General features: G+C 73.9%; 19 protein-coding genes. 4 read left to right on the top strand and 15 right to left on the bottom strand.

Going from position 1 to position 24,413, the window contains the following annotated elements; genetic code table 11:
- Positions 1-21: 21 nt before the first annotated feature.
- The 5 genes from AA0005_RS09105 to AA0005_RS09085 form a co-directional block, all read right to left on the bottom strand.
- Positions 22-675 carry a thymidine kinase gene (locus AA0005_RS09105; protein WP_413449861.1) on the bottom strand — a complete coding sequence of 218 codons (654 nt, stop codon included), beginning with the start codon at positions 673-675 and terminating at the stop codon, positions 22-24.
- A 1-nt stretch (position 676) separates the two neighbouring features.
- Positions 677-1,849, bottom strand: coding sequence for an alkaline phosphatase family protein (locus tag AA0005_RS09100; RefSeq protein WP_413449860.1), 1,173 nt, complete (start codon positions 1,847-1,849; stop codon positions 677-679).
- Positions 1,846-2,430: a DUF5998 family protein gene (locus tag AA0005_RS09095; protein ID WP_413449859.1), complete on the bottom strand. Its 585-nt coding sequence runs from the start codon at positions 2,428-2,430 to the stop codon at positions 1,846-1,848. Before AA0005_RS09095 ends, AA0005_RS09100 begins: the two co-directional genes overlap by 4 nt.
- Complete coding sequence (locus AA0005_RS09090; RefSeq protein ID WP_413449858.1) at positions 2,412-5,132, bottom strand: GNAT family N-acetyltransferase; 2,721 nt, start codon at positions 5,130-5,132, stop codon at positions 2,412-2,414. The genes AA0005_RS09095 and AA0005_RS09090 overlap by 19 nt, the downstream gene beginning before the upstream one ends.
- A 78-nt stretch (positions 5,133-5,210) precedes the next feature.
- Entirely contained in the window at positions 5,211-8,822 is a 3,612-nt protein-coding gene (locus AA0005_RS09085; RefSeq protein WP_413449857.1) for a hypothetical protein, read from the bottom strand.
- 191 nt (positions 8,823-9,013) lie between these two features.
- On the opposite strand from AA0005_RS09085, the gene AA0005_RS09080 reads away from it, so the two are divergent.
- Positions 9,014-11,473: a DNA gyrase/topoisomerase IV subunit A gene (locus AA0005_RS09080; protein WP_413449856.1), complete on the top strand. Its 2,460-nt coding sequence runs from the start codon at positions 9,014-9,016 to the stop codon at positions 11,471-11,473.
- A gap of 5 nt (positions 11,474-11,478) precedes the next feature.
- Here AA0005_RS09080 and AA0005_RS09075 read toward each other — a convergent pair whose 3' ends face one another.
- From AA0005_RS09075 to AA0005_RS09060, 4 genes are all read right to left on the bottom strand, one after another.
- Positions 11,479-11,853 carry a VOC family protein gene (locus tag AA0005_RS09075; protein ID WP_413449855.1) on the bottom strand — a complete coding sequence of 125 codons (375 nt, stop codon included), beginning with the start codon at positions 11,851-11,853 and terminating at the stop codon, positions 11,479-11,481.
- 21 nt (positions 11,854-11,874) lie between these two features.
- Positions 11,875-12,915 carry a GNAT family N-acetyltransferase gene (locus AA0005_RS09070; protein ID WP_413449854.1) on the bottom strand — a complete coding sequence of 347 codons (1,041 nt, stop codon included), beginning with the start codon at positions 12,913-12,915 and terminating at the stop codon, positions 11,875-11,877.
- A gap of 61 nt (positions 12,916-12,976) precedes the next feature.
- A complete protein-coding gene (locus AA0005_RS09065; RefSeq protein ID WP_413449853.1) occupies positions 12,977-13,996 on the bottom strand; it encodes a GNAT family N-acetyltransferase in 1,020 nt (339 codons plus the stop codon).
- A 40-nt stretch (positions 13,997-14,036) separates the two neighbouring features.
- Positions 14,037-16,172: a DNA gyrase/topoisomerase IV subunit B gene (locus AA0005_RS09060; RefSeq protein WP_413449852.1), complete on the bottom strand. Its 2,136-nt coding sequence runs from the start codon at positions 16,170-16,172 to the stop codon at positions 14,037-14,039.
- Positions 16,173-16,368: 196 nt separating this feature from the next.
- Here AA0005_RS09060 and AA0005_RS09055 point away from each other — a divergent pair, with 196 nt between their 5' ends.
- Both AA0005_RS09055 and AA0005_RS09050 read left to right on the top strand, forming a co-directional pair.
- The gene (locus AA0005_RS09055) at positions 16,369-16,560 is read left to right on the top strand and encodes a hypothetical protein (RefSeq protein WP_413449851.1); all 192 of its coding nucleotides are present in this window, start codon (positions 16,369-16,371) and stop codon (positions 16,558-16,560) included.
- Positions 16,561-16,662: 102 nt separating this feature from the next.
- A complete protein-coding gene (locus AA0005_RS09050) occupies positions 16,663-17,649 on the top strand; it encodes a GNAT family N-acetyltransferase (RefSeq protein WP_413449850.1) in 987 nt (328 codons plus the stop codon).
- 3 nt (positions 17,650-17,652) lie between these two features.
- Here AA0005_RS09050 and AA0005_RS09045 read toward each other — a convergent pair whose 3' ends face one another.
- From AA0005_RS09045 to AA0005_RS09035, 3 genes are all read right to left on the bottom strand, one after another.
- Positions 17,653-18,495 carry a hypothetical protein gene (locus tag AA0005_RS09045; protein ID WP_413449849.1) on the bottom strand — a complete coding sequence of 281 codons (843 nt, stop codon included), beginning with the start codon at positions 18,493-18,495 and terminating at the stop codon, positions 17,653-17,655.
- The gene (locus tag AA0005_RS09040; protein WP_413449848.1) at positions 18,492-19,007 is read right to left on the bottom strand and encodes an SRPBCC family protein; all 516 of its coding nucleotides are present in this window, start codon (positions 19,005-19,007) and stop codon (positions 18,492-18,494) included. Before AA0005_RS09040 ends, AA0005_RS09045 begins: the two co-directional genes overlap by 4 nt.
- 95 nt (positions 19,008-19,102) lie before the next feature.
- Complete coding sequence (locus AA0005_RS09035) at positions 19,103-20,281, bottom strand: epoxide hydrolase family protein (RefSeq protein WP_413449847.1); 1,179 nt, start codon at positions 20,279-20,281, stop codon at positions 19,103-19,105.
- 113 nt (positions 20,282-20,394) lie between these two features.
- Between AA0005_RS09035 and AA0005_RS09030 the strand changes: the two genes are divergently transcribed.
- Positions 20,395-21,189, top strand: coding sequence for a MerR family transcriptional regulator (locus AA0005_RS09030; protein ID WP_413449846.1), 795 nt, complete (start codon positions 20,395-20,397; stop codon positions 21,187-21,189).
- A gap of 49 nt (positions 21,190-21,238) precedes the next feature.
- Here AA0005_RS09030 and AA0005_RS09025 read toward each other — a convergent pair whose 3' ends face one another.
- From AA0005_RS09025 to AA0005_RS09015, 3 genes are all read right to left on the bottom strand, one after another.
- Positions 21,239-22,588 carry an RNA polymerase sigma factor gene (locus AA0005_RS09025; protein WP_413453077.1) on the bottom strand — a complete coding sequence of 450 codons (1,350 nt, stop codon included), beginning with the start codon at positions 22,586-22,588 and terminating at the stop codon, positions 21,239-21,241.
- 96 nt (positions 22,589-22,684) lie between these two features.
- Positions 22,685-23,092, bottom strand: coding sequence for a universal stress protein (locus AA0005_RS09020; RefSeq protein ID WP_413449845.1), 408 nt, complete (start codon positions 23,090-23,092; stop codon positions 22,685-22,687).
- Between the two features lie 61 nt (positions 23,093-23,153).
- Positions 23,154-24,338 (bottom strand): DUF4192 domain-containing protein, encoded by a 1,185-nt coding sequence (locus tag AA0005_RS09015; RefSeq protein ID WP_413449844.1) that lies wholly within the window; start codon positions 24,336-24,338, stop codon positions 23,154-23,156.
- Between the last annotated feature and the right edge of the window lie 75 nt (positions 24,339-24,413).

Here is a 24,413-nt window from a genome sequence, read left to right as displayed (position 1 = left end):
TGCCGGCGCTGGGCCGGCTCGTTAGCCCAGGGGCAGGGTCTCGGGGCTGAGCTCGGCGGCGCCGGCGACGGCGGCGGTCTGCCGGCGCAGGTGGTGGCGCCGGCACAGGACCTCGTAGCCCACGCCGTCGGCGGGCGGCTCCTGGCCCTCGGTGTCCCCGACGACGACCTGCTCCCCCTCGGTCACCATCCGCCCGCCGACCGTGCGCGCGTTGTGCGTGGCGCGTCGCCCGCACCAGCACAGCGACTGGACCTGCAGCTGCTCCACCCGGTCGGCGAGCTCGAGGAGCCGCGCCGAGCCCGGGAAGAGGCGGGTGCGGAAGTCGGTGGTGATGCCGAAGGCGAAGACGTCGAGGTCCATGTCGTCGACGAGCCGCGCGAGCTGCTCGACCTGCTCGACGCTGTAGAACTGCGCCTCGTCGCACACGAGGTAGTCCACCCGCCCGCCGTGGGTGCGGCGGGTGACGACCTCCTCCCAGAAGTCCGTCGCGTCGTCGGCCTCGACGGCGTCGACCGACAGACCGAGCCGTGAGGAGAGCACGCCTGTCCCGGCGCGGTCGTTGCGGCTGAAGATCAGCCCGTCCAGCCCGCGGCGGCGGTAGTTGTGGTCGATCTGCAGGGCGAGGGTGGACTTGCCGGAGTCCATCGTCCCGGCGAAGAAGACGAGCTCGGCCACCTCAGACCACCACGCGCACGAGGGGGATCTCGAGCTCGGCCGGGGTGAGCGAGCCGTGGACCCCGACGAGCGCGATCGACGACGGCGTCTGCGTGCGCGAGTCGACGACGGCGCGTGTGCCCCGAGTCGCCACGACGACGTCGCCCACCGTGGTGCGGTGCCGCTCGCTCAGCGGGCCGAACAGCCCGATCTCCTCGGCCTGCTCGCGCAGCAGCACCCAGGCGGTCTCGCCGAGGACATCGCGCCAGCGAGCGGCGACCTCGGGGGCGCGGCCGGGCTCGGTGTGGACGTGGACGGCGCGCGGCTCGCCCGCGATGAGCGTGACGTCCCGGTCCAGCTCGGGCGTGGTCGCGACGTCGATCCGGGAGTCGGGCCCGAGGTCGACCATGCCGTGGTCGGCGGTGACGAGCAGGAGCGTGCCCTTGGGCAGCTGGCGGGCGAGCCGGGAGATCTCGGCGTCGACGAGCTCGACCGCCTCCCCCCACTGCCACGAGCCCCAGCCGTGGTGGTGGCCCATCTTGTCGACGTCGCCCCAGTAGAGGTAGACGAGGTCGGTGTCGCGGGCGCGCAGCAGGGAGCAGGTCGCGTCCACGCGGTCGGCCATGGAGTCCGCCGCGACGAAGCGCGGACCGCGCAGGGCGGCCTCGGTGAGCCCGGAGCCGACGAAGCGCGCCGGGCCCACGCTGGCCACCCGCCTGCCCCAGGCCTCGGTGCCGAGCTGCTCGACGAGCGTGGGCTGGGGCTGCCACTGCCGCGGCGTGACGGTGGCGTCCTCCCAGCTGATGAGGTTGAGCAGCGAGCCGTCGGCGTCGTTGCGCACCGTGTAGCCGAGCATTCCGGTCTGACCGGGTGTGCAGCCGGTGCCGAACATCGTCAGGCTCGCGGCCGTCGTCGAGGGGTACCCGCTCGTGAGGGTGAGCCCGTCGGCGAGCTGGCGGCGCAGGAAGGGCGCGTGCCCGCCGCGCTCGGCGAGCATGTGCGCGCCGAGCCCGTCGACGAGGACGACGCAGACCTTGCGCGCCCGCGGCAGGCCGAGGGCCTCGCGGTCCTCGGCCGAGGTCCGGCCGCCGCTCGTCGTCGGCGCCCCGACGGCGTCGAGGGCGGCGGGCAGGACGGCACGCAGCCCGGCGCCGTCGTAGTCGGGCAGGCGAAGGTCCGGGGGTAGCTCGGTCACGTCGGCGACACCGTCGCGGCGGACAGTGCCCGGGCGAAGTCGAGGGCCTGCTCGAGGGCCTGGGCGCCCTCCGCCTGCGCGCTCACCCGCACGACGACGTCCTCGGGCGTGAGCAGGCCGGTGTAGCCGTGGTCGGCCTCGCAGTCCGGGTCGCTGCAGCCGGCGGGCGCGAGGTCGACCTGCTGGGCCCCGCCCCAGGTGACCGCGATCGTCAGGTCGTCCGAGCGCAGGCCGCCGTGGGTGCCGGCGGGGTCGCTGACGCCGTGGGTGAGGGCGACGGAGGAGATCCGGTCGATGGGCACGGCCTCGGTGGTCGCGGCGGCGGAGGGCAGGGCGTCGCCGGGGACGTCGTCCACGTGCGCCATGACGAGCCGCGTGGGCGTCAGGGCGAGGGCGGTGAGGTGGCGGCGCACCTCCCGGGAGTCGAAGGTCGTCTCCGGGTGGACGAGGTAGGCGCGCACCTCCTCGCCGGCGAGGGCGATGTCGAGCACACCCTGGACGAGCCGCGGGTAGTAGCCGGCACGGTCCAGGTCTGCGCGGAGGCGGGACTGCAGGTCGTTCGTCACGTTGCGGCGATCCACGGCTCCATCTTGGCATCACTTGCGCCGACCCCGGGCAGGACGCGTCGGCCGCTGTCGGCGCGCCCCGGCGGGGACACCTCGACGACGGCGCTGAGCAGGGCCGCCCCGCGGCGTCCGACGAGCACCGGGTTGAGGAGGATCTGGCGCACCTCGGGGAGGTCGTCGACGAGCACGGAGACGCGGGCGACGACGTTCTCCAGCGCCTTGACGTCCATGACCGGCAGGCCCCGGTGCCCGAAGAGCCGGGGCGAGGCCTTGACCGCGCGGACCATCTGGGCGACGTCGACGTCGGTGAGCGGCGGGATGCGGTAGGACACGTCGTCGAGGAGCTCGACGGCGTCACCACCGAGGCCGAAGGAGACGACCGGCCCGTAGAGCTCGTCCTCCGTCCCCCGCACGACGCACGCGACGCCGGGCGGGGCCATGGCCTGCACCTCGAAGCCGAGGCCGGGCCGCCCGACGGCCTCGAGGTCGCGGGTCATCGCGGCGACGGCGGTGGTGAGCTCGTCGGCGGTGCGCAGGTCCAGCCGCACGCCGCCGAGGTCGGCGCGGTGGCGCAGCACCTCGTCGCGGGTCTTGAGGGCGACCGGCCAGCCGAGCTCCTGGGCGGCGGTCACCGCCTCCTCCGCGGTGCGGGCCGTGCGGGAGGGCACGAGGCGCAGCCCGTAGCAGTCGAGGAGCTCGGCGACGGCCTCGGCGCCGAGCCGGGCCACCTCCCCCGGCGCCAGCCCGCGCAGCGCGGGGGCGAGCAGCTCCCGGGCGCGGGCGGGGGCGATGCCGCTCGGGTCGACGAGCTCGCCGCGGTCGGCCTGGCGCCACCGCGCGTGGGCGACGGCGCCGGCGAGGGCGGCGACGGCGTCGGAGGGCGTGGCGTAGGCCGGCACGGTGCGGCCGTCGCTGCGCAGCTCCTCCCGCAGGCCGAGCAGCCCCTCGACGGCGGCCAGCACGGGCCGCTCCTCCCCCGCCGCGGCCGACGCGACGGCACGCCACACGCCGTCGTCCCCGCCGCCGAAGGGCGGCACGTGGGCGACGACGAGCGCGTCCCACGAGTCGTCCGCACGCAGCCGCGCGAGCTCGCGGGCGTAGTCCTCCCCGGTGGCCAGGGCGGGCAGGCCGCCGCCGGCCGGCACCGGCTGCAGGCCGTGGGTGCGGGCGGCGCCGGCGATCGCGGTGGTGAGCGCGCCGGAGTTGCTCAGCACCGCGGTGCGCGGGCCGCGCGGGAGCGGCTGGGAGACGAGGAGCTGGGCGAGGTCGAGCATCTCCTGGGTGGTGCGGCTGCGGATGACACCGGCCTGGTCGAGCATCTGCGCGAGCACCCGCTGCGGCTCACGGGTGGTGCGCACGGCGTGGCCGGGCGGCACCTGCTGCCCGGTCTGCCCGCTGAGCACGGTGATGAGCGGGACGGTGGCGCCCAGCCGGCGAGCGATGCGGGAGAACTTGCGCGGGTTGCCGATCGACTCGAGGTTGACGACGGCGGCCTCGATGCCGGGGTCGTCCTGCCAGGCCTGCATGGTGTCGTTGCCCGAGACGTCGGCCCGGTTCCCGGCGGAGACGAAGCTGCGCAGCCCGATGCCCCGCTGCTGGACGCCGGCGAGGAGCGCGCTGCCCGCGGCACCGGACTGGGAGAACAGCGCGAGGCCGCCCTGACCGATCCCCTGGCGGAGGGTGGCGTCGAGCCGGCCCGCCGGGCCGGCGGCGACGACGCCGTAGGAGGCCGGGCCGAGCAGCCGCATCCCGGCCGCGCGGGTGCGGCGGACCAGCTCCTCCTGCCGCTGCCGGCCCGCGGCGTCCCGCTCGGCGAAGCCCCCGGAGAGGACGACGACGGCGTGCACCCCCAGCGCCGCGAGGTCCGGTACCGCCGCGACAACGACGTCGGGCTCCCCCGCGACGACGGCGAGGTCCGGGGCCGCCGCCCCGGTGTCGCGCAGGTGGTCGGCGAGCGCCGCGAGGGAGACGTGCCCCTCGCCGCCGGGCAGGCCGACGAGGTGGACCGGGCCGGTGAAGTCCCCGGCGCGGACGGTGGCGGCGGCACGCTCGGCGAAGACCTGCTCGGGCCCGCCCAGGCCGGCGACGACGACGGACCCGGCGGCGAGCAGGGTGCGCATGCTCAGCGACTCCGCGTGCTGCTCCCGCTCGGCCATGACGGTCCAGGACCGGCCCGTCTCCTCGATGTGGAAGTCGACGTGGAGCACGCCGTCGTCCAGCTCCTGGCGGACGTCGTAGCCGGCGTCGCGGAAGACCCGCACCATGCGGGCGTTGGCGGGCAGCACCTCCGCGGTGAAGCGGGCGACGCCGCGCTCCCGGCCGGCGGCGGCGAGGTGCTCGAGGAGCACCGAGCCCAGCCCCCGGCCGTGCTCGGAGTCGGCGACGTAGAAGGCGACCTCGGCGAGGTCGCGGTCGATGCGGTCGTAGCGGCCGACGGCGACGATGTCCTCGCCGCTCGTGAGGACGAGGGCCACGCGGTCGTCGTGGTCGACGTGCGTGAAGCGGTGCAGGTCCCGGTCGCTGAGCCGCTCCATGGGCGCGAAGAAGCGGTAGTACTGCGAGAGCGGCGACTGGCGCTGGTGCATGGCCTGCAGTGCGGGCGCGTCCTCCGGCCGGATGGGCCGGATGTGCATGGGGATGCCGTCGCGCAGGACGACGTCGGCCTCCCAGTGCGCCGGGTACGCGGGGCTCGCGGGGTCGGTGGCCTCCTCGCTCATGGGCACCACCCTAGTTCGGCGTCCGGCGCCCGCGCCCGGGTGGGTGCCGGACGGGCCGCGGCCCGCCCGGCACCGTCGCTAGCCTCGCCGGGCGCGGCGGACGCCGAGGCCGCCGAGCGTGAGGAGCCCGGCCAGCGCGGCGAGCAGCACGACCGCCCCGGCGCCGGTCACCGGCAGGGCCCCGCGCCCGTCGGCCGTGGGTTCCCCGTCGCGCGTGCTGTCCGGGCCGCCGTCGCCGCCCGGTCCGCCGTCGTCACCGCCGTCGTCGCCCTGGTCGGCGTCGCTCGTCACCGGCGGGTAGAGCTCGAGGCGGGTGGGGTCGGGGTTCGGGCCGAGCCGGGCGCCGGTGTCGGCGGGGGCGGCGGCGGTGAGCTCGAGCAGGCCGCCCATGTCGATGCTCCCGTCGGGGGCGATCCGCGGGGTGATCGACAGGTCGAGGCTGACGAACCAGTCGTCGCTGACCCCGCGCCCGTCGAGGTGGTTGCTCGGGTCGGTCGTGATGGTGTCCTCCTGCTCGCGCAGCACGATGTCGTCCGCCTGGCTGCCCCGGTAGGACAGCACGCCGGTGGCCTCGTAGCCGGTGACCGGGGCGCCGGTCGTCAGCTGGAGGTTCATCCGGCCGCCCGACTGCCCGGCCTGGCCGTTGTGGTAGGCGGTGACGTCGTGGACGCGCACGTCGGGGCCCGAGTTGCTCGTCACGCCCTTGGCGTAGTTGTCGTAGGAGACGGAGTTGCGCAGCAGGTGCCGCCCGGGCATCGACTCCCCGCCGAGCTTGAAGCCGTTGCCCTCGCCCACCGCGGCGAGCTCCTCGTCCGCCTCGAGCCAGCCGTTCTGGTACGCGACGGAGTCCTCGACGACGACGGCGCCGATCGGTCCCTCGGTCGACTTCGCGTAGAGGTCCCAGCCGTCGTCGATGTTGTGGTGGGCGATGGAGTAGCGGAAGACGTTGCCCTCTCCGACGGTGAGCTTGGCGGCGAAGCCGTCCGCGTCGTTGCCGAGCGGGTCGGCGTTGTTGTGCGCGACGCTGGAGAGCACGAGGTTGTGCGAGGGCCACATGCTCGGCGGCTCGTCCGAGCTGCCGGAGATCTGCACGCCCGTGTCGCCGTTGTGGTGGGACTCGATGCGCTCGACGACGTTGTGGTGGCCCTGGACGAGCAGCGGCTTGCGGTAGCCCTGCGAGCCGGTGAGCTCGAGGTCGTGCAGGTGCCAGTGGTCGCCGCGCAGCACGATGCCGCCGCTCTCGGACCCCGCGAGGTCGAGCACCGCCCGCGTGCCGGGCTCCGACATGAGGGTGATCGGCGCGTCCGCGGTACCGCTGTTGCCGCGGTCGACGACGACGGCGCGCTCGGGCCGGTAGGTCCCCTCCCGCAGGACGATCTGCTGCCCCGGCTGGGCGAAGGCCACCGCCGTGTGCAGGTCGAGCGGGGCACCGGGCGTGCCCTCGCCCTCCGGCGTGCCGTCCGGGGCGACCCACACCGACTGCCCCGGCTCACCGAAGCCGTCCACCGTGAAGCTCAGCGGCACCGCCAGGGGTGCGTAGGACGCGAGGTCCTCGTACTCGCCCAGCTGGGGCTGTTCCTCCCGCGGAGCGGGCGTGAGCGTCGCGGTGAAGTCGTTGGTCCCCGCGCGCAGCGGCAGCCGGACCGACTCCCGCTCCCCCGGCGTGAGGGTGAGGGGGCCGGTGACCGGGGTGCCGCCGTCGTCGGCGATGACGACCTCGCCGTGGACGTTGGCCACGAGCGGCACGTCGATGCTGCGGTGCGGGGTGGTGCGGGTGACGTCGGCGGTCAGCCGAGGGGTGACGAAGGTCGTCGGCGGCTCCAGGGCCTCGTCGTCGTCCTCGGGGCGGACGGTGGTGAAGGTGATGTCGCTGACGGTCACGTCGATCTTTCGGGTGACGAAGACACCGGCGTAGAAGGAGTCCTGCGTCTGCTGAAGGAGCAGGTCGGGGTCGTAGTGGATGATCTCCTCGACCTCGCCGTCGCGCTCCCAGATCGCGTGGAAGCCGGTGTTCGAGCGGCGCAGCGTGAGCTCGTAGACGTCCCCGGCGCGGAAGCGCGGCGGGTTGGCGTTGGAGCCCTCGGTGTAGCCCTCGCGGTAGCCCCAGTCGAAGGGCGCGGAGGCGGACATGTCGCGCGTGGGCGACGCGACGGTGGGCGCGTCGGTGTACCCGGTGACGAACTTGCCGCCGGGGGTGCCGTAGCGGGTCTCGGTGGTGCCGTCGACGTCGCGCACGTACTTCGCTGCCATCGCGCCGGCCGAGTTGAAGTACCGCGCCGAGGCGTCCCCGGGGACGAAGGTGTCGACGGCGACGATCCCGAAGCCGGACTGGTTGTCCTTGGCGGCGGCGTCGTTGACGGTGAAGGTCGCCGAGAGGGTGAAGTTCTCCGTCTCCGGGTCGATCTCGGTGTAGTAGTAGTGGAAGCCGTCCTCGGAGTCGGCGATCTTGCCGTTGTGCTCCCGGGTGTCGAAGCGCAGCGCACCGTCCGCGAGCTCGGTGACCGAGCCGCCGGAGCCGACGCCGGCGTGTCCGAGCAGCCAGCGCTCGGCCTCGGCGGCGACGGTCACGGGGTACGCCGCGGAGACCGTCTCCTCCCCGCCGCGGTGGGCGACGACGACGAGCTCGTAGTGGGCACCGGGCACGAGGCCGGCGACCTCCGCCTCGAGCGCGGTGACGTCCGCGGCGGCGGTCTCGTAGTCGGCCGCGCCGGTCTCCCGGTAGCGCACGGAGTAGCTCTCGGCCTCGGGCACCTCGCCCCACGCGACGGTGACCACGGCGGCGCCGTCGGCGACGGCGGTGGTGAGCGCCGAGGAGATGCGAGGCGTCGCGAGCGGCAGGGTGAAGGCGGGGGCGTCGACCGCGGTGGAGACGAGCGGCTCCTCCCCCTGCCGGTGCAGGGCCGCGCGGACCCGGTAGCTGCCCGACGCCGCCGGGGCCAGGGTGAGGCTGCCGCCGCCGCCGGCCGCCGCGCTCATCGCGGAGTCGAGCTCGTTCCCCGCGCTGTCGAGGAGCGTGACGCTCGCGTAGTCCGCGCCGTCCCTGCCGACGACGCCGGTGAAGTCGACCCGCAGGAGCCCCGGGTCGGTGTCGTCGACCGCGACGCCGGTGACGGCGGGTGGCGCGACGTCGGTCCAGGGCAGGCGGTCCGGCGCGGCACCGGCCCGCAGCTCCAGGCCGTAGACGTTGACGCCGGAGGCGGGCGAGGCGAGGAAGTAGTCCCCGGCCGCGGGGATCTCGATGGTCTGCGTGGGGATGACCGCCCCTGGGTCGCCGAAGGCCGGCACCTGGGCGACGACGGCGCCGGTGGCGACCTCGCGCAGGGCGAGGGCGCGGTCCGCCCCGGAGCTGGAGCTGAGCGCGTGGACGTCGAGGGTCGCCGCCCCGGCCGTGCTCAGCCGCACCGAGCGGTAGTCGGCCTCGCCCGCGCCGCCGAGCTTGAGGCGCTGGGTGAAGGCGGTCCCGTCGGCGCCGGTCTTCGCGCTGGCGTCGACCTCGACGGTGCGCTCGGGCGTGGCGGTGACCGTGAAGGGGCCGACGGTGAGGTCGGCGTCGTGGACACCCGGCGGCAGGGCCGAGGCGTCGAGCACGTCGGGCTCGTCAGCGGCGGCGAGCGGCGCAAGGCCCGCCAGGGACAGGGTGGCCGCGGCCAGCGCGGCCAGAATCCGGCGTCGGGCTGATGACAGTCGCATGAGACTCCTCGTCGTGTCCTGTGCTGTCCGCCCCGGTGCCGCGACGATGCGGAAACGTTTTCAGGGGCGTGTCACCGACGCTACCAGAGGCGGGCGGCGCCCGACCAGGCTTCGGCGCCCGGGTCAGGCGGCGGGGACACGGCGCCGCCCGCTGCACCGACGAGCCGCCCGGCCGGGGGACAATGGACCACATGCCACGCCGCAGCACCCCTCCGCCGCCCGTGCCGGAGCAGATCGTCGACATCGACGTCTCCAGCGAGATGCAGGGCTCCTTCCTCGAGTACGCGTACTCGGTGATCTACTCGCGCGCGCTGCCCGACGCGCGCGACGGCCTCAAGCCCGTGCAGCGGCGGATCCTCTTCCAGATGGACGAGATGGGCCTGCGGCCCGAGCGCGGCCACGTCAAGTGCGCCCGCGTCGTCGGCGAGGTCATGGGCAAGCTCCACCCGCACGGTGACACCGCGATCTACGACGCCATGGTGCGTCTGGCCCAGGACTTCTCGCTGCGGGTGCCGCTCGTCGACGGCCACGGGAACTTCGGCTCCCTCGACGACGGTCCCGCCGCGCCGCGCTACACCGAGGCCCGGCTGGCACCCGCCGCCCTCCTCATGACCGCGGGCCTGGACGAGGACGTCGTCGACTTCGTCCCCAACTACGACAACCAGCTGACCCAGCCCTCGGTGCTGCCCGCGGCGATGCCCAACCTGCTCGTCAACGGCGCCTCGGGGATCGCCGTCGGCATGGCGACGAACATGCCGCCGCACAACCTCGTCGAGGTCGTCGCCGCCGCCCGTCACCTCATCGCCCAGCCGGACGCGACGCTCGAGGAGCTCATGCGCTTCGTGCCGGGACCGGACCTGCCCTCCGGCGGCAAGATCGTCGGCCTCGACGGCATCCGCGACGCCTACGCCACCGGCCGCGGCTCCTTCCGCACGCGCGCGACCACCCACCTGGAGAACGTCACGGCGCGGCGCAAGGCCATCGTCGTCACCGAGCTGCCCTACCAGGTGGGCCCGGAGCGGGTCATCGAGAAGATCAAGGAGGCGGTGGACGCCAAGAAGCTCCAGGGCATCGCGGACGTCGCCGACTACACCGACCGCGAGCACGGCCTGCGGCTGGTCATCGAGATCAAGAACGCCTTCAACCCCGAGGCCGTCCTCGAGCAGCTCTACCGCTTCACGCCGATGGAGGACTCCTTCGGCATCAACAACGTCGCGCTCGTCGACGGGCAGCCGCAGACCCTGGGCCTGCGCGAGCTCCTGTCGGTCTACGTCCAGCACCGCCTCCAGGTGGTGCGCCGCCGGACCGAGCACCGGCTGGCCAAGCGCACCGAGCGGGCCCACCTCGTGGCCGGCCTGCTCGTCGCGATCGCGGACATCGACGAGGTCATCGCCGTCATCCGCTCCTCCGACGACGCCGAGGCCGCCCGCGAGCGGCTCATGATGGTCTTCGACCTGTCCGAGCCGCAGGCCGACTACATCCTCGCGCTGCGGCTGCGCCGGCTGACGAAGTTCTCCCGCCTCGAGCTCGAGGCCGAGCGCGACGCCCTGGCCCGCGAGATCGAGGAGCTCAAGGCGATCCTCGCCGACGACGCGCTCCTGCGGCAGGTGGTGAGCGACGAGCTCGCCGAGGTCGCCGCCACCCACGGCACCCCGCGCCGCACCGTGCTCCTCGAGCACGCCGGCGGGCCGGCCACCGGCTCGGCCGCCTCGGCCCGCCGCGGCGGTGGCACGAGCGTGCCGCTGGAGATCCCCGACGAGCCGTGCTGGGTCGCCCTCTCCGGCACCGGGCTGCTGGCCCGCAGCGCGCAGGAGCCACCGCGCCTGGGGGCGCGGGTGGCCCACGACGCCATCTCCGCCGTCGTCCCCGCCCGCACCCGCGGCGACGTCGGTGTCGTGCTGAGCAGCGGCCGCTGCGTGCGCCTGTCGGTGCTCGACGCCCCGGCCCTGCCGCCCACGGACTCCGCGCCCGGCCTCTCGGGCGGTGCGCCGATAGCCGAGCTCGTCCTGCCCGAGCCGGGTGAGCGGGTTGTCGGCCTCGTGCGCCTGGACGAGGACGCCCCGCCGCTCGCCCTCGTCACCACGGGCGGCACGGTCAAGCGGGTCAACCCTGCCGACCGCCCGGGCAAGGGCGACGCGTGGGAGCTCATCTCCCTCAAGCCGGGCGACGCCGTCGTCGGGGCGGCGCACGCTCCGGACGAGCACCGCCTCGTCCTCGTCACCAGCGAGGCGCACCTGCTCCACTTCCCCGCCTCCGCGGTCCGCCCGCAGGGGCGCGGCGCCGGCGGCATGGCCGGGGTGAAGATGCCGGAGGACGCGCGCGTCGTCGGCTTCGGCGTCGTCCACCCCGACGACGTCTCCCGCAGCCTCGTCGTCACGGTCGCCGGCTCCTCGACCTCCCTGCCGGGCACCGTGCCGGGCAGCGCGAAGGTCACCCCCTTCGACCGCTTCCCCGGCAAGGGACGCGCGACCGGTGGCGTCCGCGCCCACCGCTTCCTGCGCGGCGAGGACGTGCTGACGACGGCGTGGGTCGGCCTGGAGCCGATCCGTGCGGTCGGCGCCGGTGGCCAGCCCGTCGACCTCCCCGAGGTCGACGAGCGCCGCGACGGCTCTGGCCGGCCCCTCGCCACCCCCGTCGCCGCCATCGGCTAGCCGGCTCAGCCGGTGCGCTGGCAGACCATGAGCGGGTTGCCGTCGGGGTCGCGGAACTGGACGAACACCACGCTGCCGATGTCCTCGACCGCCGAGTCCAGTGCCACTCCCCGCTCGCGGAGGAAGGCGACCGTCGCCGCCATGTCCGCCGTCCAGAAGAAGAACCGCGGCGGCCCCGACGTGTCGATGTCAGGCTTGTTGGCATCGAGGGCGAGGCGCGTATCGCCCGCCGTGGGGAGGTCGTAGATCGTCGCGCCGTGCGACGGCTCGCCCAGCGGGAGGCCGAGGAGCTCCGAGTACCACCTCGCAGAGCGGGCGATGTCCCGGACCGGCACGAACACCTGACCGATACGGTTCTCGATGGGACTCTGCTCCCGCACGGCCACCACCGTACCGGGACGTCAGATGGTGCGGGTGAACATGAGCGAGTGGCGGGTCGGCTCGTAGCCGAGCTGGCCGAAGAGCCCGAAGTCCCCGCCCGGGACGGGCGAGTCGACCCCGAGGCCGGCGTAATCCATGCCGTCGGCGGCGTAGGCACGCATGGCGGTGACGAGCAGCGCCGTCGCCACCCGCATGCCGCGCCACTCCTCGCGCACGCCGAGGATCTCGGTGTAGCCCTCGGTCCAGCCCTGCGCCTCCCAGTCGCCCTCGTAGCGGCCGGACATGAGGTAGCCCGCCACGCGGGCGCGGTCGCTCGTGCGGTCCAGGGCGATGAAGCTCCACTGGGGCGCGAAGTACGTCCGGCCCTGCAGCCAGGTCTCGGCGGTGTGCTGCTCCCCGCCCCACTGGTCCTTGAAGGCGTCGTTGTGGGCGCGGCGCACGGCGTCGTCGAGCGCCGGGTCCCACGGCTCGATGGTGACCTTGCCCTTGGGCTGGACGTCCGGCAGCGGCAGCGACAGGTCGCGGCGCATCTCGGTGTACCAGCGGGTGGGGACGAAGCCCGCCAGGCGCAGCATGGCCTCGGCGTCGGTCATGTTGTCCTCGACGTGGACGACCGCGAGGGCGCTGTCCTGCCCAGCGGCGTCGAGAATCGCGCGGGCCGAGCGCAGCTGCCAGTCCAGCACCGTGGCGCCGATGCCACGACGCCGCCACGCGGGGTCGACGCCGCCGTCGCACAACGCCCGGTAGGTGCCGGCCGTGGGCCGCACCCGCACGATCCCGTAGGCGCGCGGCACGCCGTCGGCGTCGAGGCCGATGACCTTGGCGTTGCCGGCGTCGGCGCCGACCGCGACGAAGGTCTCCGCGGACTCCTCGGCGGTCGTGCGGTAGGGCGGGTCGTCGTGCTCCTCGATGCGAGCGAGCAGCTCGACGAGGGCGGCGTTGGACTCCAGGGTCAGCCACTGCCAGTGCAGGCCGTGACCCTCGGGCAGCCCGACGCCCCGGCCGTCTGCACCGGCGCGCAGCGCCTGGGCGCCGGCTGCGCCGTCCTTGTCCTCGAGCATGGTCCGACGATACGTGGTGACCGCCGCCGGGCCTACCGGCGGGGCCGTCGCGCGGGAAGCGTCACACTTCGATGGTGTAGAGGATCCGGGCGCCGTGGGGCTCGTAGCCCATGCGCTCGTAGAAGCGGTGCGCCCCGGAGGGGTTCTCCATGTCGACGTCGAGCGCGGCGACCTCGATGCCGTCCCGGTACAGCGCGGTGAGGACCGAGCCGAGCAGCGCCCGTGCCACGCCGGAGCCGCGGTGCGGGCGGAGCACGCCGAGGAGCTCGGTGAAGCCCTCGGTGTGGCCCAGCGCCTCCCACTGGTGCTCGTGACGGGCGGTGAGCGCGTAGCCCGCCACGGTGCCCGTCTCGAGGTGGACGGCGACAACGCTCCACGAGGGCTCGAGCGCCCGGTGCGAGGCCGCCCAGGTGGACTCCGCCACCGGCTGGGAGCCCCAGTGGTCACGGAAGGCCTCGTTGTGGGCCTCGCGGACGGCGGGGTCGATCTCGGGGGTCCACTGGCGGATCTCGTAGCCCTCGGGCACCTGGACGGCGGCGGGCTGCTCCGTCAGCCGCAGCCGCATCTCCCGGAAGGTGCGCTTGGGGCTGAAGCCGGCGGCGGCGTACAGGCGCCGACGGTCCTCGAGGTCCTCGTCGACGTAGGCGGCGATACGTCCGGGCAGGCTCGGGTCGAGGGTCGCGAGGATCTGGCGGGCGCGGTCGTCCTGCCAGGTCAGCAGGGCGCGGCCGATGCCCCGCCCGCGCCACGACGGGTCGATGGAGGCGGCGATGAACACGCGGGCGTGGGTCTCGTCGCCGAGCGGTGCGTGGACGAAGGCGGCGGCCCGCAGCTCCCCGGCGCTGTCCAGCCCGCCGAGGCTGTCCGCCTTCATCCCGGTCGCGGGCCGTCCGAGGATCTCCTCGACCTGGGCTCGCGAGGTGCGCAGCACGGGCTCGTCGACGGCCTCGCAGCGCGCGATGAGCGCGTGGACGAGGTCGACGTCCTCGGTGGTGAGGGGCCGCCAGGTCAGGCCCAGGTGTGGGCCGGGCACGGTGGCGTGGGCGGGGGCTGCGGCGCGGTCGGGGAGGAGGTCGGGCATAGCGGAATCCTAAGTGCGCTGGTGAGGTGCGGCGGACGCGTCAGGCGTCGATGCGCTCCCGGTCGATCTGGGCGGCGCCGGCGACGATGAAGTCCTTGCGCGGCGCGACGTCGTTGCCCATGAGCAGCTCGAAGACGCGCTCCGCCTCCGCCAACGCGTCGGCGTCGGCCATGCTCACCCGGCGCAGGGTGCGGTGGGCCGGGTCCATGGTCGTCTCGGCGAGCTGGTCGGCGTCCATCTCCCCGAGGCCCTTGTACCGCTGGATGGGCTCCTTGTAGCGCTTGCCCTGGCGTTCCAGCTTGCGGAGCAGCTGGTGGAGCTCGGCCTCGGAGTAGGTGTAGATCTTCTCCCCCTTCTTCCCGCCGGACCCGGCGATCTCCACCCGGTGCAGCGGCGGCACCGCCGCGAACACCCGGCCGGCCTCGACGAGCGGGCGCATGTACCGGAAGAACAGGGTGAGCAGGAGGGTGCGGATGTGGGCGCCGTCGACGTCGGCGTCGGTCATGAGGATGACCTTGCCGTAGCGGGCGGCGTCGAGGTCGAAGGTGCGCCCGGACCCGGCACCGATGACCTGGATGATCGAGGCGACCTCCGCGTTGCGCAGGATGTCGGCCGGGGAGGCCTTCTGGACGTTGAGGATCTTGCCGCGAATCGGCAGCAGCGCCTGGAAGTCGCTCGAGCGGGCGAGCTTGGCGGTGCCGAGGGCGCTGTCGCCCTCGACGATGAACAGCTCGGAGCGCTCGACGTCGTCGGTGCGGCAGTCGGCGAGCTTGGCGGGCAGCCGCGAGCTCTCCAGCGCGTTCTTCCGGCGGGAGATCTCCTTGGTGAGGCGGGCCTGGACGCGCGCCCGCATCTCCCCGACGACCTTCTCGAGCACCGCGGCGGCCTGGGCCTTCTCGTGCCGCTTGGAGGAGGTGAGGATCTCGGTGAGCTGCTTGTCGACGACGCTCGCGACGATCCCGCGGACCGGTGCGGTGCCGAGGATCTCCTTGGTCTGCCCCTCGAACTGCGGCTCGGGCAGGCGCACCGTGACGACGGCGGTGAGCCCGGCGAGGACGTCGTCCTTCTCGATCTTCGGGTCCTTGGCCGTGACCTTGAGCCGGCGGGCGTTGGCCTCGATCTGCTTGCGGACCGTGCGTACGAGCCCCTGCTCGAAGCCGGTGAGGTGGCTGCCGCCCTTGGGGGTGGCGATGATGTTGACGAAGGAGCGCGCGGTCGTCTCGTAGCCCTGCCCCCAGCGCAGCGCGACGTCGACCTCGCAGGTGCGCTCGACCTCCTGCGGGCGCAGGTGGCCGGAGGCGTCGAGCTGCTGGACCGTCTCGGTGAAGGTCCCGCTGCCGGTGAGGTGCCAGATGTCGGACACAGCCGGGTCGGTGGCGAGGAACTCGGCGAAGTCGACCACTCCGCCGTCGTGCCGGAAGACCTCCTCGACCGGGCCGTCCTCCCCGGGCGTGCCGGGCAGGCGGCGCTCGTCACGGACGGTGATGGTCAGCCCCGGGACGAGGAAGGTCGTCTGCCGGGCGCGGGTGACGAGCTCGTCGTAGGAGAACTGGGAGGTCGAGGGGAAGATCTGCGGGTCGGCCCAGTAGCGCACGCGGGTGCCGGTGCGCGTACGGGGCGTCTTGCCGACGACGGCGAGCTCGCTGGACTCGACGAAGGGCGTGAAGGGCGCGTCGGGGCCGGCGCCCTGACGGTCGTCGTAGATGCCCGGCTCGCCCCGGTGGAAGGTCATCCGGTAGGTCTTGCCGCCGCGGTCCACCTCGACGTCCAGCCGCGCGGACAGCGCGTTGACGACGGAGGCGCCCACACCGTGGAGACCACCGGAGGCCGCGTAGGAGCTGCCGCCGAATTTGCCGCCGGCGTGGAGCTTGGTGAAGACGACCTCGACGCCGCTCAGTCCCACCGAGTCCACGGTGTCGACCGGGATGCCACGCCCGTTGTCCCGGACCTCGACCGAGCCGTCGGGGTGGAGGACGACGGCGATCGCGTCACCGTGGCCCTCGAGCGCCTCGTCGACCGCATTGTCGATGACCTCCCACAGGCAGTGCATGAGCCCGCGGGAGTCGGTCGACCCGATGTACATACCGGGCCGCTTGCGGACCGCCTCGAGCCCCTCGAGCACCGAGAGGTGACGGGCGGTGTACTGCGCGGCGGAGGCGGTCGACTTGGGAGGCACCCGGCGATCATACGAACGACCGGGCCCGCATCCGCGGACTGACCCGCGGACATCGGGAAGATCACCCCGCCGGCGCGTGCCGTGGAGCACACACCGGGGCGCCGTCGGCGCCGCCCGGTCCGCTGCCAGCGAACGGCGCCCGTCGCGGGGGATGGTTTCGCCGTCGTCGTGGTTGTATGCAGATGTGAACGCAACGATGACCGCCCCACTGACTGCACAGGACCGCTGCGACCGCTGCGGCGCCCAGGCGTACGTGCGTGTGGGACTGCCCGTGGGGGAGCTGCTCTTCTGCGCGCACCACGCACGCAAGCACGCCGAGGCGCTCGAGGGGGTCGCGACGACCATCCAGGACGAGACGCACCGACTGACCGAGGACGACGCCCGCTGACGCGTCCGCACGCAAGCCCCGGCGGCGCCGGCACCCCCGAGGTGCCGGCGCCGCCGCTTTTTCCCGTGACGGGCGGGCGGGGCTGGTCCTACGCTCCGCCCCATGACGACACCCCCCTCCCCCGTCGCCGGCCTGCGCTGGCGGCCCATCACCGCCGACGACGTGCCCGCGTGGCACGGCCTCGTCCAGGCGATCGAGGCCGCCGACGACCCCGCCGAGCGCCACACCCCGGAGGACCTCCACGAGGAGCTGCGCGACGGCTCGTGGAAGGACCCCGCCCGCGACAGCACCCTCGGGATCGACGACGACGGCGTCCCCCGCGCCTTCGGGCACGTCCAGGTGCTCCCGGGTGACGTCCGCACGGTCCGGGCCTTCTGCTGGGGCGGCGTCCACCCGCAGTGGCGAGGCCGCGGGATCGGCCGCGAGCTGCTGGCGTGGCAGGAGCGGCTCGGGAGGGAGCGGATCGCCGGCGCCCGCCCGGACGGCCCCGGGCGGGTTCTCGTCCACGTCGACGACGGGCTGACGGCCACCGAGCGCCTCCTCGACCGGGCCGGGTTCCGGCGACTGCGGGTGTATCTCGACCTCACCCGCCCGCTCGACGACGACCTCCCGGCCGTCGCCCTCCCCGAGGGGCTGCGGCTCGTGCCCTACGAGCCCGCCCTCAGCGAGCGCGTGCGCCTGGCGCACAACGAGGCCTTCGCCGACCACTGGGGCAGCGAGCCGCGGGACCGGGAGAACTGGGAGCGCCAGAGCGTCGGCGGGCGCTACTTCCGGCCCGGCTGGAGCTTCGTCGTGCTCGACGGCGAGGAGGTTGCCGGGTACAGCCTCACCTCGGCCTACGAGCAGGACTGGGCCGCGCAGGGCTACTCGGCGGGGTGGACCGACCTCCTCGGGGTCCGCCGGCCGTGGCGACGCGCGGGCGTGGCGAGGGCTCTCCTCGCGGCGACCATGGCCGCCCTGCGGTCCGACGGCATCGACCGCGCCGACCTCGGCGTGGACGTCGAGAACCCGAACCGGGCGCTGGACCTCTACACCGGCCTCGGCTACCGGGAGTCGCGCCGCACCCTCGCCTACGGCAAGGACGTGTGAGACTCAGCCGCGTGACTCCGCGACGAGGGTCACCTCCTCGAGCCGCGGGACCGTGACGTCGGCGAGGGGGTCGGGGTCGCCGTCGGCCGGGTCCCACTCCGCGACCCGCCCCCACGCCTCGACGTCGACGACGACGGCGGCGAGCCGGCCCCCGCTCACGAGCACCTCGACGGTGCACGGGACGCCCCGGGCGGAGGTGAAGCGGGCGCTGACCGGGAAGGTGAAGGAGTGCGGCACGGCGAGCGGGGCGTCGTCGGGCACGGAGAGCTCCACGACGCGCGGGGCGTCCTCGGGCTCTCCCCACACCTCCTCACGTGCGCCGGCGAGCTGGGCGCGCAGGCGCAGGGCGTCGTGGTCCTCGGTCTGGGAGAGGATCGCGTCGACGAGCTCGCGCACGTGCTCGGGCAGCGGGCGCAGCGAGGGGCCCTCGGGGGCCGTCGCGGTCTCCTCCCGGTCGCCCTTCCGGTCGGCGACGGACATGAGCAGCGCGGCGGCCGCCCCGGCCACGGCCATGACGAGCCGCGGGCGGCGCACCCCGGCACGCACGAGCCCGCGCTGGAGCCCGCTGTCCATGGCCTCGCCGAGCTCGGCGGCGCCGTACACGATGCCGACGGCGCCGGTGGCGAGCGCGACCCGGGTCGTGGGGTCCACCTCGGTGCCCTCGCCGGTGCTCAGCAGCACGCCGAGGCCCGTCGTGCCGGCGATGGCCGAGCGCAGGAGGAAGCGCGTCAGCGGGGTGCGGCGGGCGGGGTCCGGCAGCGTGAGAATGCCGGTGGCGGCGGCGGTGACGAGATCGGAGGTGCGCAGGCCGAGAGGCAGCGTCGTGGACGGTGTCTGGTGACTCACTCCTCGATCGTAGAGGGACGCTCCGACAGGCCCCGGTAGTACTCCGCCGTCCCGGGGTAGTAGTCGGTGAAGTCCGGCGGTGCGCTGCCCTCGCGCGAGGCGACGAGGTGGTCGAGGTAGTACTCCCACCCGGGCCCCGTGGTGGTGAGGTCCTCCCCCGGTTCGACGTGGTGGACGAGGGTGAGGGTGGTCGAGTCGGCCTGCTCCGTCAGGCGCAGCTCCAGGTGCCACCGCCCGGCCTCGTCCTCGGCGACCGCCTCGAGCCGGTGCGGGGGCTCGCAGGCGAGGATCCGGACGTCGCTCTCCGGCTGGCCCTCCTCGTGGACCAGGCGCATCCGCACGGTCGCCCCCGGCGCGGCGTCGCCGGACCAGTCGGCGAACCACAGCGCCGTCCGCTCCGGCTCGGTGACGCTGGCCCAGACGTCCGCGACGGGTGCCTGGAACACCCGCTGCAGGTGGAGCTCTGGGTGGTCGGCGCTGCCGCCCAGCCGCCCGTTCGGTGTCGGTGTCATCGGGTCTCCTCCTCGGTGGTCGGGTGTCCCACATGGTGATCCCGGCCGGGGTCGAACGACAGCCCACCCGCGGTGGATCAGCGGGTGACTCACCGTCACGGGACGGGCGCCGTACTCCCTGCTGACGCGGCGCGCAGCACCTGGACCGCAGCACGCAGGTCGCCTGCCACGAGCTCGGGCTGCTCCCAGCCGGCGAAGTGGCCGCCGTCGCTCAGCTGCTCCCAGCGGACGAGGTTGTTGGCACGGCGGACGAGCCGCGGGACCGGCACACCGATGTCCTTCGGCATCGCCGCGATCGCCAACGGGGTGGTCGAGACCTCCGGCTCAGCGCCCCAGGCGTCGGCCTCCTCCTTGTAGTAGCGCATGGAGGACCACATGGTCGCGAAGTGCCAGTAGATGCTCGCAGTGGTGAGCATCTGGTCCTTGGTGAACACCTCCTCCGGGTGCGCCGTGGCGGCCGACCAGTCCATGAAGCGCTCGACCATCCACACGAGCATCCCGACCGGTGAGTCCGTCAGGGCCAGGCCGAGGGACTGCGGGCGGCTCGACTGCACCATCGCGTACCCGCCGAGCTCGTACTGGTAGCGCAGGGCGTTCTCGACGGCACGCGCCTCCAGCGGGTCAGACAGGTCCGCCGTCTCGTGGGCCAGCTCCTCGCCGCCGAGGACGTCGGTGAGGTGCAGACCGAGGACGTGCTCGGTGTCGAGCAGGCCCATGGCACGCCCGACGAGTGCGCCGGTGTCGTAGCCGTGGACGACGTAGCGCTCATAGCCCAGACGCGCCATGAGGGTGGCCATGGCCGCGGCCGCGCGTCCGGTGTTCCAACCGACGGCCGGGCCCGAGATCCCGAAACCGGGAATGGTCGCGACGACGACGTGGCACGCCTCGTCCGGCTCGCCGCCGTGCGCGCCTGGATCGACGAGCGGGTCCACCATCGGCAGGAGCTCGGTCGGCGCGCCGGGCCAGCCGTGCAGGAGCAGCACCGGGGTGGCGCCCTCGTGCTCCGACCGGACATGGAAGAAGTGGAGGCCATGGCCGTCGACCGGCGTCGTGAACTGCGGCGTGGCGTTGATCGCACGCTCCTGCGCCCGCCAGTCGAAGTCCTCCGCCCAGTACGCGGCCAGCTCCTTGGCATAGTCGACGGGCACGCCGTGGTCCCACCCGGTGCCGGCGTCCTCGACCGGCCAGCGCGTGTCGCGGAGCCTGCCGCGCAGCGCGGTGAGCGAGGCCTCGGGCACGTGCAGGGTGAACGGGGTGACTGCTGCTGAGGTCATGGACGCGACGCTAGGGGAACTTGCGGTCAGTCCACGGCCGCAAGTCCGTATCGTCCTCCGACCGACACAATGGGCTTGACCCTCACGCGGCGTCAGGCGGCACGGTGGAGGGCATGACCGACGGAACAGGAGTCCTCACGGTGCTGACGGTGGGCCAGGTGGCCGAGCGCTTCGGCGTCACGGTGCGCACGCTGCACCACTACGACGCGGTCGGGCTGCTCAGCCCGAGCGCGCGCAGCAACTCGGGCTACCGCCTCTACACCGAGGAGGACCTCACCCGGCTGCAGCACGTCGTCGTCTACCGGCGGCTGGACTTCTCCCTCGAGGAGATCGCCCAGCTGCTGGACGACGGGACGCAGCCGGCCCGTCTCGAGCACCTGCGGCGACAGCGGTCCGCGGTCATGTCCCGGCTGGAGGAGCTGTCCGAGCTCGTCACGGCCATCGACCGAGCACTGGAGAGAGAGATGACAGGAGTGAACCTCACCCGGGAGGAGCAGCGCGAGCTGTTCGGGGACGGCTTCAGCGACGAGTACGCGGCCGAGGCCGAGGAACGCTGGGGCGACACCGAGGCGTGGCACCAGTCCCAGGCACGCACGTCCCGGTACACGAAGGCGGACTGGGAGGAGATCAAGGCGGAGGCCGAGGAGGTCAACGCCGCGTTCGTCGCCGCACTGGACGCGGGTGAGCCGCCGACGAGCGAGGCCGCCATGGACGCCGCCGAGCGCGCCCGGCTGCACATCCACGAGCGCTTCTACTCCCTCACGGCGGACTTCCACCGCAACCTCGGTGACCTGTACGTGAGCGACCCGCGCTTCACGAAGACCTACGAGGACATCCGTCCGGGCCTGGCGCAGTACGTGCGCGACGCCATCCACGCCAACGCCGACCGTCAGGCCGCCCGCGGCTAGGAGGGACGACGAAGGCCCGCACCGTGCTGGTGCGGGCCTTCGTGGTGTCTCAGTCGAGGTAGTCGCGCAGGACCTGCGAGCGGCTCGGGTGACGGAGCTTGGACATCGTCTTGCTCTCGATCTGGCGGATGCGCTCACGCGTGACGCCGTAGACCTTGCCGATCTCGTCGAGGGTCTTCGGCTGGCCGTCGGTGAGGCCGAAGCGCATGGACACGACGCCGGCCTCTCGCTCGGAGAGCGTGTCGAGGACCTGGTGCAGCTGCTCCTGCAGGAGCGTGAAGCTCACGGCGTCGGCTGGGACGACGGCCTCGGAGTCCTCGATGAGGTCACCGAACTCGCTGTCGCCGTCCTCGCCGAGCGGGGTGTGCAGGGAGATGGGCTCGCGGCCGTACTTCTGGACCTCGACGACCTTCTCGGGCGTCATGTCCAGCTCCTTGGCCAACTCCTCCGGGGTGGGCTCGCGGCCCAGGTCCTGGAGCATCTGACGCTGGACGCGGGCCAGCTTGTTGATGACCTCAACCATGTGCACCGGGATGCGGATGGTGCGGGCCTGGTCGGCCATGGCGCGGGTGATCGCCTGACGGATCCACCACGTGGCGTACGTGGAGAACTTGTAGCCCTTGGTGTAGTCGAACTTCTCGACGGCGCGGATGAGACCGAGGTTGCCCTCCTGGATGAGGTCCAGGAAGAGCATGCCGCGGCCGGTGTAGCGCTTGGCGAGGGAGACGACGAGGCGCAGGTTGGCCTCGAGGAGGTGGTTCTTGGCCAGGCGGCCGTCGTTGGCGATCCACTCGAGCTCGCGCTTCAGCTTGCCGGTGACCTCCTCGGTGGCGAGCTTCTCCTCGGCGAAGAGGCCGGCCTCGATGCGCTTGGCGAGCTCGACCTCCTGCTCGGCGTTGAGGAGGGCGACCTTACCGATCTGCTTGAGATAGTCCTTGACCGGGTCCGCGGTGGCGCCGGCGGTGACGACCTGCTGGACGGGGGCGTCGTCGTCGTCGTTGTCGGAGACGACGAAGCCGGTCTCCTTGCCCGTGGCGGCGTCGACGGCGGGCTCGGCCTCGACGGCCTCCTCGCCGGCGGCGGGGGTCTCCTCGACGTCAGGAACAGCCTTGAGGGCGGTCTTCTTGGCGGCCGTGGTCTTCGTGGCGGTGCGCTTGGTAGCCGTGCTTGTCTCCTTCTTCGCCGCGGGCTTCTTGGCCGGTGCCGACTTCGCCGGCGCCTTGGCCCGGGTCTTCGTCGACGTCTCCTCGACCGACGCGGTGGTGCTGCCGGCGGAGGTGCGCGCGGCGTGCGTGCGGCTGGAGGTGCTCTGGGCGTGCGACGACACAGAAAGCCTTTCGGAGGGGAATGGGGGTTCCGGCTGCTGACCGGTGCGCTGCCTACAATTATAACTCGCCAGACCCGATCACGGGATGTCGCAGCGCGAGATCGCGGGTGTCGGTCAGCACCCGACAGTCACCCGGCACAACGCCCCGGGAGCGGCGGACATTCCCGCTCAGTAGGAGCGACGCTCCGCCGCGGCCGGCTTGACCGCGAGCACCGGGCATGGCGCGTCGAGGAGGATGCGCTGGGCGTTGGAGCCGAGGATGAGCTTGCCGACGGGCGAGCGACGGCGCAGCCCGATGACGATGAGCTCGGCGCGGGTCTCCTCGGCCGTCTCGACGAGGTCGGTGGCGACGTCGTTGCCGCGGCCGAGCTGGCGCACGTCGTAGGCGACCTCGGCGTCGTCGAGGCGGTCGCGCAGGGCGTCGAGCTCGGCGTCGACATCGGCGTGCTGCTCCTGCCGGGCGCGGCGGGAGATGACGACGACGACGCGTGCGTCCCGGCGGCGGGCCTCCGCGACGCCGGTCTCCAGTGCCGCCTCGCCCTCCGGTGTGGCGAGGTAGCCCACGACGACTGTCATTCAGCACTCCATCCTCCGGCTCCCGCCGGGACGTCCTGGGCCTGCTTCGTGTGCGCTGACGCTACCGGATCGTCGGGCCGGTGGCCGCCGGTCCGCCGTCGAGCGTGCGGACCCACCCGGGAGGGAGCCGCGCGGCGAGGGCCTGGTCGACGAGCTCGGCGAGGCGGGCGCCGGGCCGGGCACGCAGTGCCTGCTGGGCCAGGACGTCGGCGCGGGCACCGTCGGCGCACCACCACGCGATCCAGGCGAGCAGGCCCAGCGCGAGTGCTCCCGAGCGACGGGGCGCGCACGCGGCGAGCGCCCGCAGGACGAGGGCGGCGGGCTCGACCCGGTCGGGGTCCGGCGGCGGCCCGCCGGGGAGCATGGCGAGGTCGAGGATCTGCTCGGTGCGCTCCCGGTCCGGCAGGCGGCCGGACAGGGGTTGGACGACCGAGCAGAGGACGCCGTCGCGCACGGTGTTGTCCTCGAGCGCGGCGGCGAGCAGGCCGAGCTCGCCCGCGGGCAGCGCCGCGCCGCGCACGGCGAGGGCGACGAGGCGCTCCCAGCGGCGCCGCTCCTCCTCGCGCCACTCGACGATCTCGCGCTGGTCGACGGCGGGCACGCTGCCGGGGACCCCGAAGGCCGCGCCGGGTGACGCCGCTCCCCCGCCGCAGCGGGCCCGCACGTCGGAGAGCCGCCGCCGGCCCTCCCGCGCCGCGCGCGTGGCGGCGCGGCGCCGGCCAGCGTCGCTCGTGCGCGTGACACCGAGGTCCTCGCGGCCGTCCGCCAGGGCGTGCCCGTGGAGGACCATGGTTGCGACGATCGGCCGCTCCTCGAGCTCGGCGACGTCCCGGGTGGCGGGTGCGCAGCCCTCCCCCTCGCCCCAGCACCCGTATGTGCCGGCGCCGACGACCCACGGGCCGGGAGCCTCCGCCCAGGTCGTCAGCGTGCGCAGATGCTCGAGCGCGCCGCGCACGAGCGGGTCGGCGCCGAGCCGGGCGCGCGGCAGGTCGCTGTAGAGGACGACGAAGACGTCGTGCGCCCCCTCCTCCTCCATGAGGCGCGCGACGTCCCGCACGAGCGCCGGGCCGACGCGCGGGTGGCCGATGTCGGCGAGGTCGGCGCGCGTGACGAGCCCCAGGCGGTTGCGCGGGCCGCACATGGCGAGCAGGACGACCGAGTCGCGGGGCCGGAAGCCGAGCCGGTACGGGAGGTAGGCGACGATGTCCTCCGGCTGGGAGATCTTGATGGTCGTCTGCGTGTCCATGGGCCCATCGCACACCCGGGCGCGACGGTGCCGCCGGGCCGGTCGGCGCCGCTGTGGAGCCCCCGCCGGCGCCCC

Origin of the sequence: Georgenia phoenicis, from assembly GCF_047302425.1 — a bacterium.
Taxonomy (GTDB): domain Bacteria; phylum Actinomycetota; class Actinomycetes; order Actinomycetales; family Actinomycetaceae; genus Oceanitalea.
Note: the sequence above shows the minus strand (reverse complement) of the source record. Positions and strands in the feature narration are given on the sequence as shown.

What these genes read in the sequence shown, in the direction of transcription:
- AA0005_RS09030 (WP_413449846.1), top strand. Translation starts at nt 20,395, where the DNA reads ATGACCGACGGAACAGGAGTCCTCACGGTGCTGACGGTGGGCCAGGTG.
- AA0005_RS09020 (WP_413449845.1), bottom strand. Translation starts at nt 23,092, where the DNA reads ATGACAGTCGTCGTGGGCTACCTCGCCACACCGGAGGGCGAGGCGGCA.
- AA0005_RS09065 (WP_413449853.1), bottom strand. Translation starts at nt 13,996, where the DNA reads ATGCCCGACCTCCTCCCCGACCGCGCCGCAGCCCCCGCCCACGCCACC.
- AA0005_RS09050 (WP_413449850.1), top strand. Translation starts at nt 16,663, where the DNA reads ATGACGACACCCCCCTCCCCCGTCGCCGGCCTGCGCTGGCGGCCCATC.
- AA0005_RS09040 (WP_413449848.1), bottom strand. Translation starts at nt 19,007, where the DNA reads ATGACACCGACACCGAACGGGCGGCTGGGCGGCAGCGCCGACCACCCA.
- AA0005_RS09070 (WP_413449854.1), bottom strand. Translation starts at nt 12,915, where the DNA reads ATGCTCGAGGACAAGGACGGCGCAGCCGGCGCCCAGGCGCTGCGCGCC.
- AA0005_RS09035 (WP_413449847.1), bottom strand. Translation starts at nt 20,281, where the DNA reads ATGACCTCAGCAGCAGTCACCCCGTTCACCCTGCACGTGCCCGAGGCC.
- AA0005_RS09055 (WP_413449851.1), top strand. Translation starts at nt 16,369, where the DNA reads ATGACCGCCCCACTGACTGCACAGGACCGCTGCGACCGCTGCGGCGCC.
- AA0005_RS09080 (WP_413449856.1), top strand. Translation starts at nt 9,014, where the DNA reads ATGCCACGCCGCAGCACCCCTCCGCCGCCCGTGCCGGAGCAGATCGTC.
- AA0005_RS09015 (WP_413449844.1), bottom strand. Translation starts at nt 24,338, where the DNA reads ATGGACACGCAGACGACCATCAAGATCTCCCAGCCGGAGGACATCGTC.
- AA0005_RS09085 (WP_413449857.1), bottom strand. Translation starts at nt 8,822, where the DNA reads ATGCGACTGTCATCAGCCCGACGCCGGATTCTGGCCGCGCTGGCCGCG.
- AA0005_RS09090 (WP_413449858.1), bottom strand. Translation starts at nt 5,132, where the DNA reads ATGAGCGAGGAGGCCACCGACCCCGCGAGCCCCGCGTACCCGGCGCAC.